General features: G+C 62.8%; 11 protein-coding genes. 5 read left to right on the top strand and 6 right to left on the bottom strand.

The genetic code is table 11. The features are described 5' to 3' along the window. The 4 genes from BFP90_RS01730 to hemE form a co-directional block, all read left to right on the top strand. Positions 1-265, top strand: a 265-nt coding sequence (locus tag BFP90_RS01730) for an SPOR domain-containing protein (protein WP_176718004.1), incomplete at its 5' end; no start/stop codon positions are given. Between the two features lie 351 nt (positions 266-616). After that, positions 617-5,062, top strand: a complete 4,446-nt coding sequence (gene gltB / locus BFP90_RS01725) for a glutamate synthase large subunit (RefSeq protein ID WP_065895804.1) — start codon at positions 617-619, stop codon at positions 5,060-5,062. A gap of 32 nt (positions 5,063-5,094) precedes the next feature. Next, on the top strand, positions 5,095-6,513 hold the full coding sequence (locus BFP90_RS01720; protein ID WP_065892113.1) for an FAD-dependent oxidoreductase: 1,419 nt from the start codon (positions 5,095-5,097) through the stop codon (positions 6,511-6,513). A gap of 242 nt (positions 6,514-6,755) precedes the next feature. Beyond that, positions 6,756-7,823, top strand: coding sequence for a uroporphyrinogen decarboxylase (gene hemE / locus BFP90_RS01715; RefSeq protein ID WP_065895803.1), 1,068 nt, complete (start codon positions 6,756-6,758; stop codon positions 7,821-7,823). Between the two features lie 60 nt (positions 7,824-7,883). Here the strand turns inward: hemE and BFP90_RS01710 are convergent, their stop codons facing one another. Next, entirely contained in the window at positions 7,884-9,095 is a 1,212-nt protein-coding gene (locus BFP90_RS01710) for an MFS transporter (RefSeq protein WP_370671678.1), read from the bottom strand. 181 nt (positions 9,096-9,276) lie between these two features. Between BFP90_RS01710 and BFP90_RS01705 the strand changes: the two genes are divergently transcribed. Then, positions 9,277-10,170 carry a LysR family transcriptional regulator gene (locus BFP90_RS01705; protein ID WP_065892106.1) on the top strand — a complete coding sequence of 298 codons (894 nt, stop codon included), beginning with the start codon at positions 9,277-9,279 and terminating at the stop codon, positions 10,168-10,170. A gap of 163 nt (positions 10,171-10,333) precedes the next feature. Here BFP90_RS01705 and BFP90_RS01700 read toward each other — a convergent pair whose 3' ends face one another. The 5 genes from BFP90_RS01700 to BFP90_RS01680 all read right to left on the bottom strand — a co-directional run. Then, complete coding sequence (locus tag BFP90_RS01700; RefSeq protein WP_065883094.1) at positions 10,334-10,729, bottom strand: hypothetical protein; 396 nt, start codon at positions 10,727-10,729, stop codon at positions 10,334-10,336. Between the two features lie 26 nt (positions 10,730-10,755). Continuing rightward, positions 10,756-11,982 carry a beta-ketoacyl-ACP synthase gene (locus BFP90_RS01695; protein WP_065895805.1) on the bottom strand — a complete coding sequence of 409 codons (1,227 nt, stop codon included), beginning with the start codon at positions 11,980-11,982 and terminating at the stop codon, positions 10,756-10,758. Beyond that, positions 11,982-12,710 (bottom strand): 3-oxoacyl-ACP reductase FabG, encoded by a 729-nt coding sequence (gene fabG / locus BFP90_RS01690; protein ID WP_065895801.1) that lies wholly within the window; start codon positions 12,708-12,710, stop codon positions 11,982-11,984. Before fabG ends, BFP90_RS01695 begins: the two co-directional genes overlap by 1 nt. Then, positions 12,707-13,168, bottom strand: a complete 462-nt coding sequence (locus BFP90_RS01685; RefSeq protein WP_065895800.1) for a hotdog family protein — start codon at positions 13,166-13,168, stop codon at positions 12,707-12,709. The genes fabG and BFP90_RS01685 overlap by 4 nt, the downstream gene beginning before the upstream one ends. After that, the coding region (locus BFP90_RS01680; protein WP_065895806.1) for a beta-ketoacyl-ACP synthase at positions 13,165-14,062 on the bottom strand (898 nt) is incomplete at its 5' end. The genes BFP90_RS01685 and BFP90_RS01680, both read right to left, overlap by 4 nt.

The raw sequence follows: 14,062 nt of genomic DNA, 5'->3' as shown, positions 1-14,062 counted from the left end.
GCCCACCGGCAACTTCGTGGTGCAGATCCTCGGCACCAGCTCCGAGGCCAACGCCCAGGCGTTCGTCAAAGAGCAGGGCGGCCAGTACCGGTATTTCAAGAAAGTGCTCAACGGCAAGCCTCTCTACGTGATCACCTACGGCAGCTTCCCAAGCCGCGCCGCAGCCGATTCTGCCATCAAAGCCTTGCCAGCGAAGGTTCAGGCTGGTAAACCTTGGCCTCGAACTGTCGCCAGCGTTCAACAAGAACTCGCGACAACTCGCTGAAGATCCGGCGGCCTTACCCAGGCCGCCCTCCCAGCACCTCAAAAAAAACGACAACAGCGTGCAGCCCTGAAGGCCGCGCGCTTTGTGGTGTCTGCGTCACGGTAGCTTTTGAGTCGTAGCGGTCAGAATTAAAAAAGTTTTGACTAGCACAGCATATCGCTTTAAACCTTTCATAAATGCGACATAGATTTGCGACATTTCGTCGCTAAATTTGTGAGCGTCTGTGTCGGTGTGTACAATGACCTCCCTTTTGCCCCCGCTAAGCCGGCGTACGTTCGGCGTGGAAGGTAACCGGTTGAATTGAAAAGAAATTTGCCTCGATAGAAGAGGCAGCCTGGTGAGAAAGTGTCTATGAAAGCAGGTCTGTACCAACCCGATGAATTCAAGGATAACTGCGGTTTCGGCCTGATAGCCCACATGCAGGGCGAGCCCAGTCATACCCTTTTACAAACGGCCATCGAGGCCCTGACCTGCATGACCCACCGCGGTGGGATCAACGCCGACGGCAAGACCGGTGACGGTTGCGGCTTGCTGATTCAAAAGCCCGACCAGTTCCTGCGCGCCGTTGCCAAAGAGCATTTCGCTGTCGACCTGCCCAAGCAATACGCGGTGGGCATGGTGTTCTTCAACCAGGACCCGGTCAAAGCCGAAGCTGCTCGCGAGAACATGAACCGCGAGATCGTCGCCGCCGGCCTGCAACTGATCGGCTGGCGCAAAGTGCCGATCGACACCAGCGTGCTCGGCCGCCTGGCCAACGAGCGCCTGCCGCAGATCGAACAGGTGTTCATCGCAGGCGACGGCCTGAGCGACCAGGACATGGCGATCAAGCTGTTCACCTCGCGTCGTCGTTCGTCGGTGCTCAACGCCGCCGACACCGACCACTACATCTGCAGCTTTTCCCACAAGACCATCATTTACAAAGGCCTGATGATGCCGGCGGACCTCACCGCCTTCTATCCGGACCTGAGCGACGAGCGCCTGCAAACCGCGATCTGCGTGTTCCACCAGCGCTTTTCCACCAACACCCTGCCGAAATGGCCGCTGGCCCAGCCATTCCGCTTCCTCGCCCACAACGGCGAGATCAACACCATCACCGGTAACCGCAACTGGGCCGTGGCCCGTCGCACGAAGTTCGCCAACGATCTGATGGACCTCGAAGAGCTCGGCCCGCTGGTCAACCGCGTGGGTTCGGACTCCTCGAGCATGGACAACATGCTCGAGTTGATGGTCACCGGCGGCATCGACCTGTTCCGTGGCGTGCGCATGATCATTCCGCCTGCGTGGCAGAACGTCGAGACCATGGACCCGGACCTGCGGGCGTTCTACGAATACAACTCGATGCACATGGAGCCGTGGGACGGCCCGGCCGGCGTGGTCATGACCGACGGCCGCTACGCGGTGTGCCTGCTCGACCGTAACGGTCTGCGCCCGGCGCGTTGGGTGACTACCACCAACGGCTTTATCACCCTGGCCTCGGAAATCGGCGTGTGGGACTACAAGCCGGAAGACGTCATCGCCAAAGGCCGCGTGGGCCCTGGCCAGATCCTCGCCGTGGACACCGAAACCGGGCAGATCCTCGACACTGACGCCATCGACAACCGCCTCAAGTCCCGTCACCCGTACAAGCAATGGCTGCGCAAGAACGCCCTGCGCATCCAGGCGACCATGGAAGACAACGACCACGGTTCGGCTTTCTACGACGTCGATCAGCTCAAGCAATACATGAAGATGTACCAGGTCACGTTCGAAGAGCGCGACCAGGTGCTGCGCCCGCTCGGCGAGCAAGGCTACGAGGCCGTCGGCTCCATGGGCGACGACACGCCGATGGCCGTGCTGTCCCAGCGCGTGCGCACGCCGTACGACTACTTCCGCCAGCAATTCGCCCAGGTGACCAACCCACCGATCGACCCGCTGCGCGAAGCCATCGTGATGTCGCTGGAAGTGTGCCTCGGTGCCGAGCGCAACATTTTCCAGGAATCGCCGGAGCACGCTTCCCGTGTGATCCTCAGCTCGCCGGTGGTTTCCCCGGCCAAGTGGCGCTCGCTGATGACCCTGGAACGTCCAGGCTTCGACCGCCAGATCATCGACCTGAACTACGACGAGAGCCTCGGCCTTGAAGCCGCTGTGCGCAACGTCGCCGACCAGGCCGAAGAAGCCGTACGCGCCGGTCGTACCCAGATCGTGCTGACCGACCGTCATATCGCGCCGGGCAAGTTGCCGATCCACGCGTCGCTGGCCACCGGCGCTGTGCATCACCGCCTGACCGAGAAAGGCCTGCGCTGCGACTCCAACATCCTCGTCGAAACCGCCACTGCCCGCGACCCGCACCACTTCGCGGTGTTGATCGGCTTCGGCGCCTCGGCTGTGTACCCGTTCCTCGCGTACGAAGTGCTGGGCGACCTGATCCGTACCGGTGAAGTGCTGGGCGACCTCTACGAGGTGTTCAAGAACTACCGCAAGGGCATCACCAAAGGCCTGCTGAAGATCCTGTCGAAGATGGGCATCTCCACCGTTACCTCGTATCGCGGCGCCCAGTTGTTCGAAGCCATCGGCCTCTCCGAAGAAGTCTGCGAGCTGAGCTTCCGTGGCGTGCCGAGCCGCATCAAGGGTGCGCGTTTCGTCGATATCGAAGCCGAACAGAAAGCCCTGGCGGCTGAAGCCTGGAGCGCGCGCAAGCCGATCCAGCAAGGCGGCCTGCTCAAGTTCGTGCACGGTGGCGAATACCACGCCTACAACCCGGACGTGGTCAGCACCCTGCAAGCCGCCGTGCAACAGGGCGACTACGCCAAGTTCAAGCAGTACACGAGCCTGGTGGATAACCGCCCGGTGTCGATGATCCGCGACCTGTTCAAGGTGAAGACCCTGGACACGCCGATGGACATCGCCGAAGTCGAGCCGCTGGAATCTATCCTCAAGCGCTTCGACTCCGCCGGTATTTCCCTGGGCGCCTTGTCGCCCGAGGCCCACGAAGCCCTGGCCGAAGCCATGAACCGCCTGGGTGCGCGTTCCAACTCCGGCGAAGGCGGTGAAGACCCGGCGCGCTACGGCACGCTCAAAAGCTCGAAAATCAAGCAGGTGGCCACCGGCCGGTTCGGTGTGACCCCGGAATACCTGGTCAACGCCGAAGTGCTGCAGATCAAGGTGGCCCAGGGCGCCAAGCCGGGGGAGGGTGGTCAACTGCCGGGCGGCAAGGTCAACGGCCTGATCGCCAAGCTGCGCTATGCAGTGCCGGGTGTGACGCTGATTTCGCCGCCGCCGCACCACGACATCTACTCGATCGAAGACTTGTCGCAGCTGATTTTCGACTTGAAACAAGTCAACCCGCAGGCGCTGGTCTCGGTGAAACTGGTGGCGGAAGCCGGGGTCGGCACCATCGCCGCCGGTGTGGCCAAGGCCTACGCTGACCTGATCACCATTTCCGGCTACGACGGCGGCACCGGCGCTTCGCCGTTGACCTCGATCAAGTACGCCGGTGCGCCGTGGGAGCTGGGCCTGGCCGAAACCCACCAGACCCTGCGCGGCAACGACCTGCGCGGCAAAGTGCGGGTACAGACCGACGGCGGCCTGAAAACCGGCCTCGACGTGATCAAGGCCGCAATCCTCGGCGCCGAAAGCTTCGGCTTCGGTACTGCGCCGATGATTGCCCTGGGCTGCAAATACCTGCGCATCTGCCACCTGAACAACTGCGCCACCGGCGTCGCCACTCAGAACGAAAAGCTGCGCAAAGACCACTACATCGGCACCGTCGACATGGTGGTGAATTTCTTCACCTACGTCGCCGAAGAAACCCGTGAGTGGCTGGCCAAGCTCGGCGTGCGCTCGCTGGAAGAGCTGATCGGGCGTACCGACCTGCTCGAAGTGCTCGAAGGCCAGACCGCCAAGCAACAACATTTGGACCTGACTCCGCTGTTGGGCAGCGATCACATCCCGGCAGACAAGCCACAATTCTGCCAGGTGGACCGCAACCCACCGTTCGACAAAGGCCTGTTGGCCGAGAAAATGGTCGAAATGGCCGGCTCCTCGATCAACGACGCCAGCGGTGGCGAATTCGCCCTGGATATCTGCAACTGCGACCGTTCTATCGGCGCGCGCATCTCCGGTGAAATCGCGCGCAAGCACGGCAACCAGGGCATGGCGAAAGCGCCGATCATCTTCCGCTTCAAGGGCACTGCGGGGCAGAGCTTCGGCGTGTGGAACGCCGGCGGCCTGCATATGTACCTCGAAGGCGACGCCAACGACTACGTGGGCAAGGGCATGACCGGCGGCAAGCTGGTGATCGTTCCGCCTAAAGGCAGCGTCTACAAGAGTCAGGACAGTGCCATCATCGGCAACACCTGCCTGTACGGCGCCACCGGTGGCAAGTTGTTCGCCGCCGGCACCGCCGGTGAGCGTTTCGCCGTGCGTAACTCCGGGGCCCACACGGTTGTGGAAGGCACCGGCGATCACTGCTGCGAGTACATGACCGGGGGCTTTGTCGCGGTACTGGGCAAGACCGGTTACAACTTCGGCTCGGGCATGACCGGCGGTTTCGCCTACGTGCTCGACCAGGACAACACCTTCGTCGACAAGGTCAACCACGAGTTGGTCGAGATCCAGCGGATCAGCGGCGAAGCCATGGAATCCTACCGGAACCACTTGCAGCACGTGCTGGACGAGTATGTCGAGGAGACCGGCAGCGAATGGGGTCGTAACCTCGCCGAAAACCTCGATGATTACCTGCGTCGTTTCTGGCTGGTCAAGCCCAAGGCTGCCAACCTGAAATCGTTGCTTTCCAGCATCCGTGCCAACCCGCAGTGATATGCGCCTGAAGAGTTTGATGAGGTTTTAACATGGCTGAACGTCTGAATAACGACTTCCAGTTCATCGATGTCGGGCGCAAAGATCCGAAGAAGAAACTGTTGCGTCAACGCAAGAAAGAGTTCGTGGAAATCTATGAACCCTTCAAACCCCAGCACTCGGCCGACCAGGCCCACCGCTGCCTGGGGTGCGGTAACCCGTATTGCGAATGGAAGTGCCCGGTGCACAACTTCATTCCCAACTGGCTCAAACTGGTCGCCGAGGGCAACATCCTCGCCGCCGCCGAGCTGTCGCACCAGACCAACACTCTGCCGGAAGTCTGCGGCAGGGTTTGTCCCCAGGATCGTCTGTGCGAGGGTGCGTGCACCCTCAACGACGGCTTCGGCGCGGTGACCATCGGTTCGGTGGAGAAGTACATCACCGACACCGCGTTCGCCATGGGCTGGCGCCCGGACATGTCCAAGGTCAAGCCGACCGGCAAGCGTGTCGCCATCATCGGCGCGGGCCCGGCGGGCCTGGGCTGTGCCGACGTGCTGGTACGTGGCGGCGTGACCCCGGTGGTGTTCGACAAGAACCCGGAAATCGGCGGCCTGCTGACCTTCGGCATCCCCGAGTTCAAGCTGGAAAAGACCGTGTTGAGCAATCGCCGCGAAGTCTTCACCGGCATGGGCATCGAGTTCCGCCTGAACACCGAGATCGGCAAAGACATCACCATGGAGCAACTGCTCGCCGAATACGACGCCGTGTTCATGGGCATGGGCACCTACACCTACATGAAGGGCGGCTTTGCCGGTGAGGATTTGCCGGGCGTGTACGACGCGCTGGATTTCCTGATCGCCAACGTCAACCGCAACCTGGGCTTTGAAAAGTCGCCGGAAGATTTCGTCGACATGAAAGGCAAGAAGGTCGTAGTGCTCGGCGGTGGCGACACCGCGATGGACTGCAACCGCACCTCGATCCGCCAGGGCGCCAAGTCGGTGACCTGTGCTTATCGTCGTGACGAAGCCAACATGCCCGGTTCGCGCAAAGAGGTGAAGAACGCCAAGGAAGAAGGTGTGAGATTCCTCTATAACCGCCAGCCGATCGCCATCGTCGGTGAAGACCGCGTCGAAGGTGTGAAGGTGGTCGAGACCCGTCTTGGCGAACCGGATGCCCGTGGCCGTCGCAGCCCCGAACCGATCCCGGGTTCCGAAGAGATCATCCCGGCCGACGCCGTGGTCATCGCCTTCGGTTTCCGCCCAAGCCCGGCGCCGTGGTTCGAGCAGTTCGCGATCCAGACCGACAGCCAGGGCCGCGTCGTCGCCCCGGAGCAGGGCCAGTACAAGCACCAGACCAGCAACCCGAAAATCTTCGCCGGTGGCGACATGGTGCGCGGCTCTGATTTGGTGGTAACGGCGATCTTCGAAGGCCGCAACGCCGCCGAAGGCATCCTGGACTACCTGCAGGTCTGACCCCGATCCCAGGTTGAAATGGGATCAAACTGTGGGAGGGGGCTTGCCCCCGATAGCGCTGCATCAGTCACCAGATTCACTGACTGACCCACCGCCATCGGGGGCAAGCCCCCTCCCACAGTTGTTTTGCAGCGCTTTCAAGTCCGCGACAAATTGACCCGATAGACAAAAGGCACGGCACATACCGTGCCTTTTGCGTCGCGCTCTGAGAAAATGCCCGCACTTTTTTTGCGGATGCCGACATGACTGCCCTCAAGAACGACCGTTTCCTTCGTGCCCTGCTCAAGCAACCCGTAGACGTCACGCCCGTATGGATGATGCGCCAGGCCGGTCGCTACCTGCCGGAATACCGCGCCAGTCGCGCCCACGCCGGCGACTTCATGAGCCTGTGCATGAATCCTGCGTTCGCCTGCGAAGTCACGATGCAGCCGCTGGACCGCTACCCACAACTGGACGCGGCCATTCTCTTTTCCGATATCCTCACCATCCCCGACGCCATGGGCCAAGGCCTGTACTTCGAGACGGGTGAAGGCCCGCGCTTCAGGAAGGTCGTCAGCACCCTGGCCGATATCGAAGCCCTGCCGATCCCGGACCCGCACAAAGACCTCGGCTACGTGATGGACGCCGTGAGCACCATCCGCCGCGAGCTTAACGGCCGCGTGCCGCTGATCGGCTTCTCCGGCAGCCCCTGGACCCTGGCCACCTACATGGTCGAAGGCGGCTCGTCGAAAGACTTCCGCAAGACCAAGGCCATGCTCTACGACAACCCGCACGCCATGCACCTGCTGCTGGACAAGCTGGCGCAGTCGGTCACCGCGTACCTCAATGGCCAGATCATGGCCGGCGCGCAAGCGGTGCAGATCTTTGACACCTGGGGCGGCAACCTCTCGGCGGCGGCCTACCAGGAATTCTCCCTGGCCTACATGCGCAAGATCGTCAGCGGCCTGATCCGCGAACACGAAGGCCGCAAGGTGCCGGTGATCGTTTTCACCAAGGGCGGCGGCCTGTGGCTGGAAAGCATCGCCGATGCAGGCGCCGACGCGTTGGGCCTGGATTGGACCTGCGATATCGGCGAAGCCCGCCGTCGCGTTGGCGGTCAAGTTGCACTGCAAGGCAACATGGACCCCACCGTGCTGTACGCCAAGCCGGAAGCGATCCGCACCGAAGTCGGCCGCATCCTTGCCAGCTACGGCAAGGGCACCGGTCACGTGTTCAACCTCGGCCATGGCATCACCCCGGAAGTGAACCCGGAGCACGCGGGTGCCTTCCTGCGCGCGGTGCATGAACTGTCGGCGCAATACCACGAATAAAACACAGAGCAAAAATGTGGGAGGGGGCAAGCCCCCTCCCACATTAAAAGCCAGAAACCTTCAGACCTGCCCCAACGGCGGCAACTTCGCCAGCTTCAACGCCACCAGCAACGCGCCAATCAGCAGCGCGACGATAAACCCGCCAATCCCGTTCCATCCGCCCAAGTGCCAGAAGAACCCGCCCGCCGTCCCGGCAATGCTTGACCCTGCGTAATAGCAAAACAGATACAGCGACGACGCTTGTCCCTTGGCCCTCACCGCACGCCGCCCGATCCAGCTGCTGGCTACCGAATGTGCGCCGAAGAAGCCGAAGGTAAAGATCAGCATGCCCGGCACCACTAGCCACAGCGGGGTGAACAGCGTCAGGGCCATGCCGGCGAGCATCAGCACAATGGTGGCCCACAGCACGCGACGGCGGCCCAGGCGGTCGGCCAGCGAGCCGATTTTCGCCGAGCTGTAGATGCCTGACAGATACACCAGCGACAGCAGGCCGACCACGGCCTGGCTGAGGTCATACGGGTCGGCCAGCAGGCGATAGCCGATGTAGTTGAACAGGGTCACAAACGCCCCCATCAGCAGGAACGCTTCCAGGAACAACCACGGCAGGCCCGCGTCCTTGAAGTGCATCACGAAGCCATCGAGCAGGTTACGCGGCTTGAGGCTGCTGGCGCGGAAGTTGCGCGACTCTGGGAGGATTTTCCAGAACACCGTGGCGGCGATCAGCGCCAGGCCGCCGATGATCAGCATGGCGGTGTGCCAACTGACGAAGTCGATCAATACTCCGATGATCAAACGCCCGCTCATGCCGCCAATCGCATTGCCTCCGATGTACAGGCCCATGGCCAGGCCGATGTGCTGCGGGTGGATCTCTTCGCTCAGGTAGGTCATGGCCACGGCGGCCAGGCCACTCAAGGACAAGCCCACCAGCGCACGCATGAGCAGGATGCCCTCCCAGCTCGGCATCAAACCGCTGGCGATGGTAGCCAGCGCTGCACAGAACAGCGCGGCGACCATCACCGGTTTGCGTCCCAGCCTGTCGGAAATCGGCCCGGTGATCAGCAGGCCGAAGGCAAGCATCGCCGTGGCGACCGACAAAATCAGGCTGCTCTGCGCGGCATTGATGGAAAACTCGTGAGACAGCGCCGGCATCATCGGCTGTACGCAATACAACAGGGCAAAGGTGGCAAACCCGCCGGAGAACAGCGCCAGCACCGTGCGCATGAACATCGGCGTGCCTTTTTCGATGTACTCGTCGTTGAGCTGCGCCACCACGTCATCAAGGGCTGAAGGCGGGGTGTGTTGGGCAAGCGGAGCAACAGCAGGATTCACGGGGGACCTCGGGGAGGAAAGTCTGCCAGGACTGACAATGGGAAAAAGAATATAGCTGGCTAATGATTCTTTCCAATATATTGTTCGACCTGTTTGATAGCTTTAACGACCTAATGAGGTGTGCATGGAATTACGTCATCTGCGGTACTTCATCGCCGTCGCCGAAGAGCTGCATTTTGGCCGCGCCGCGCAGGTGCTGGGCATCTCGCAACCGCCACTGAGCCAGCAGATCCAGGCATTGGAGCAAGAGGTGGGCGCGCGGTTGTTTGAGCGGACCAATCGTCGGGTCGAGCTGAGCGAAGCGGGACGCCTGTTTCTGCACGAGGCGCGCCTGGTGCTGGCGCAAGTGGATAAAGCGGCGGACGTCGCGCGGCGGGCGCAGATGGGAGAGCTGGGAGAGCTGAAAATCGGATTCACCTCGTCGGCACCATTCAACGCCAGCATCCCGCAGGCGATCTTTGCGTTTCGCCAAGCCTTTCCAGCCGTGCACTTGAGCCTGCAGGAAATGAGCAGCACCGAGGTGGCCGAGTCGCTGGTGGATGAATCGATCCAGGTCGGGCTGATGCGGCCTTTGCCGTTGCCCGAATCACTGTGTGTGGTCGAGCTGATGCGCGAGCCCCTGGTGGCGGTACTGAACGCCGGGCACCCGTTGGCGCAGGGCAGCGAGCGCGGCTTGCACCTGGCGCAATTGGCAGAAGAACCGTTCGTGTTTTTCCCGCGCACCTACGGCAGCGGTCTCTATGCGCAACTGCTCAGCCTGTGCCGTGACGCCGGCTTCAGCCCGCATGTCGCCCAGGAGGCGGGCGAGGCGATGACCATCATCGGTCTGGTGGCGGCGGGATTGGGCGTATCGGTGCTGCCGGCGTCCTATCAACGGATACGGATCGACGGCGTGGTGTATCGCACGTTGCTGGACCCGGAAGCGGTGACCGCGGTATGGCTGGTGCAGCGCAAGGGTGCGCAGACGCCGATGGCAAGGGCGTTTGTGGAATTGTTGACGCGTAGGGCGGTGGCGTAGGTATGTTCACACCCGATCGTTCCCACGCTCCGCGTGGTAATGCATCCCGTGACGCTCCGCGTCACCCAACTGAAGGCTGGAACCGTGCACTCGTGGCGGGACGCGGAGCGTCCCAGGCGGCGTTACCACGCGGAGCGTGGGAACGATCCAGGGCGTTTCTGGCTTACTGCATCCCCGCCGAGCGCAGCCCCGCCAGAATGTCCCGATCCAGCATGCTCACCCAACGGTTGTAGTTGCGATGGATCTTGCCGTCCTTGTAGCCCAGTTCGCGGCTGTCGCGGTAGCTGATGGCGTAGCTGTTGCGGGTGTAGCGGATGTCGATGGCGGCATAGAACTGGCCGCGCACGGTGATGTCGGCCTGCACCAGTTGCGGGCTCAGGCGTTGTACCGTCCACTCGCGTTTTTGCAGGGCGGCGACGATCACCTGTTTCATTTTCTCTTCGCTGAGCTGGGGCGTGGCCGGCAGCTCGTGCTGGGTGTTGAGCACCGGTTTACTGGTGCAACCGGCGGTGGTCAACAGGGCCAGGGCGATCAGGGTGGCGCGTAGCAGGGAAGACATTCCGTTTTCTCCAATCGATTAAAAAGTCAGGACCAGCGGCGAAAGATCAGCGAGGTGTTGACGCCGCCAAAGGCAAAGTTGTTGTTCATCACGTAGTCGTTGTGCATCTGGCGAAAGCCACCTTGCAGGTAATCCAGCTCACCGCATTGCGGGTCGACCGAGTCCAGGTTGAAGGTGTGCACGTACTGGTCGCGGTTCATCATCTCGATGCTGAACCACGACTCCAGCGCCCCGCACGCGCCCAGGGTGTGGCCCAGGAAACTCTTCTGCGAACTGATGGGCATGCGGCTGCCGAACAGGCTGCTGGTGGCCAGGGTCTCGGCGATGTCGCCCTGGTCGGTCGCGGTGCCGTGACCATTGACATAGCCGATGGCGGACGGTTCAAGCCCGGCGTCTTCCAGCGCCAGCTCCATGGCGCGGCGCATGGTTTTCTGTTCCGGGCGGGTGGTGTGCTGGCCGTCGGCATTGCTGCCGAAACCGACGATCTCGGCATGGATATGCGCACCCCGCGCCAGCGCGTGTTCCAGCTCTTCGAGCACCAGCATGCCGCCGCCTTCGCCGATCACCAGGCCATCGCGGCCGCTGTCGTAGGGGCGCGGGCTGGTTTGCGGCGCGTCGTTTTTCAGGCTGGTGGCGTAGAGCGCGTCGAACACCATGGCCTCGGTGGGGCACAGCTCTTCGGCGCCGCCGGCGAGCATCAACGGCAGACGGCCGAACTTGATGGCCTCGTAGGCATAACCGATGCCCTGGCTGCCGCTGGTGCAGGCGCTGGAGGTGGGGATCAGGCGCCCGGTCAGGCCAAAGAAGATGCTGATATTCGCCGCCGTGGTGTGCGGCATCATGCGCACATAGGAATTGGCATTCAGCCCCTCTGCTACCGAGTTCAGCAGCATGTTGCCGAACGCCTTGATCTCATCGGTGCTGCCGGTGGACGAGCCACAGGCCACGCCCATGCGCCCGTCCTTGATCGACGGGTCGCCAAGCAAGCCGGCGTCCTGCAGCGCCTGCTCCGCCGCCCACACCGCCAGGCGCGAGACGCGGCCCATGCTGCGCAGTTGCTTGCGGGTCCAGTGCGCGGGGACGGCGAAATCGTCAATCGGCCCGGCCAGGCGCGTGTTCAATTCGGTGAAGCGGTCCCATTCATCCATGCGCCGGATGCCGCTGCGGTTGGCGCGAAAGTTGGCGGCGATGGTGTCCCAGTCGCTGCCCAGGGAGGTCATGCCGGCCATGCCGGTGACGACAACGCGTTTCATCAGCACAGGCCCCCATTCACGGCCAACACTTGGCGCGTGATATAGCCTGCCTCGGCGGACATCAGGAAATTCACCGCACCGGCCACTTCTTCCGGAGTGCCCATGCGCTGCGCCGGGATCATTTTCATCAGCTCTTCGACCGGCACGTGTTCGTCCAGCATGGCGGTGTCGATCAAGCCCGGTGCCACACAGTTGACGGTGATCTTGCGCTTGCCCAGCTCGATGGCCAGCGCCTTGGCTGCGCCGATCAAGCCCGCCTTGGAGGCGCTGTAGTTGACCTGGCCGCGGTTGCCGATCAGCCCGGACACCGAGGTGATGCACACGATGCGCCCGGCGGCGCGACGACGGATCATCGGCATCATCACCGGGTGCAGCACGTTGTAGAACCCGTCGAGGTTGGTGCGCATCACCACGTCCCAGTCGTCTTCCGAGAGCGCCGGGAATGCGCCGTCTCGGGTCAGGCCGGCATTGAGCACCACGCCGTAATAGGCGCCATGTTGCTCGACGTCGGCCTCCAGGATTTCCTTGCACGCCGCGCGGTCGGCGACATCGAATTGCAGCACACGCGCCTGGCGGCCCAGGGCATCGATCTCGAGCTGTACCGCGTCGGCTTCGGCGCGGCCACTGCGGCAATGCAGCACGATGTCATGCCCGGCCTGGGCCAGGCGCAGGGCAATGGCGCGGCCGATGCCACGGCTGGAGCCGGTGACCAGTACGGATTCAGTCATGGCGTTTCGTCCTTCGATTCATCTAAATAGGTGGCCGCCTGGGGCGGTCGAAATACGTTCAAGCGTGCGCTGGCCTGGATGCCGTCGCCGGTGAGGTGGCATTCGAACACCCCCATGCCATTGTCGTCCTCCAGCGAGCGCAGGCCGTGGATAGTCAGCTCGGCGCCGACGGGAAAGTGCGCCACGTTGCACTCGAATTTTCGCGTGCCCAGCAGGAAGCCCAGTTCCACCGCGTGGCCTTGCTGGCGCGCGCGGCACCCGGCATAGGCGGCGACGCTTTGCGCCATCAGCTCGATACCGACCCAGGCCGGCAGGCTGCCGTCAGCCTGGCTGAACAGGCCGCCGGGTTTGACGGTGAGACGGGTGTGCACCTGCTCTTCATCGAATGACAGCACCTGGTCGATCAGGATCATGTCGCCCGCATGGGGCAGCAGTTCGGCGAGTGGCCAAGCGATCATGGGGCCTCTCCAATAATCAGGCTGACGTTGTTGCCGCCAAAGGCAAACGAGTTGCTCATCAAATAAGGTTTTTTCAAGGTGTCGCCCTGGTGTGCCCACTGCAAGGCGGGCAGCGCCGGGTCGACGTGACCGTCCCACACATGGGGAGGGACTCGCCCGTGCGTCAGGCTCAACCAGCAGAACGCCGCTTCCAGTGCGCCCGCCGCGCCGAGGGTGTGGCCGCTCATGGGTTTGGTCGAGGAGCAGGCCACCCCGCCCGGAAACAGGCTGGCGACCGCCAGGCTTTCCATGGCGTCGTTGTGCTGGGTGGCGGTGCCGTGCAGGTTCAGGTAGCCGATCTGCTCGGGCGCGAGTTTCGCCTGGGCCAGGGCCTTGCGCATGGCCTGCAACGCGCCTTTGCCGGTGGGCTCGGGGGCGGAGATATGGTGGGCGTCGCTGCTGGCGCCGCTGCCCAGCAGGGCGACCGGTGCCGGCTCGCGGCTCATCAGGAACACCACCGCCGCTTCGCCGATATTGATACCGTTGCGGTTCACCGAAAACGGATTGCAGCGCTCGGCAGACACCGCTTCCAGTGCGGTAAAGCCGTTCAGCGTCAGCCTGCACAAGCTGTCGACGCCCCCGCAGATCACCGCATCGCACAGGCCCAGGTCGAGCAGGCGCCGGGCACTCATCAACGCACGGGCGCTGGAGGTGCAGGCGGTGGAAATCACATAGGCCGGGCCGCTCAATTGCAGCCAGTCGGCGAGGAAATTCGCCGGAGCGCTGAGTTCCTGCTGTTGGTAGTCGTAGTCACCGGGAAAGGCGTTATCGCGCAGGTAGTGGGCAATGCCGCGACTGGCCTCGTCGATGCCCGACGTGCTGGTGCCCAGCACAACGCCAACCCGTGAGGGGCCG

This window comes from Pseudomonas sp. 24 E 13 (assembly GCF_900004715.1).
Lineage (GTDB): Bacteria > Pseudomonadota > Gammaproteobacteria > Pseudomonadales > Pseudomonadaceae > Aquipseudomonas > Aquipseudomonas orientalis_A.
The sequence above is the reverse complement of the archived record's forward strand: the minus strand, read 5'-3'. Positions and strand labels throughout refer to the sequence as shown.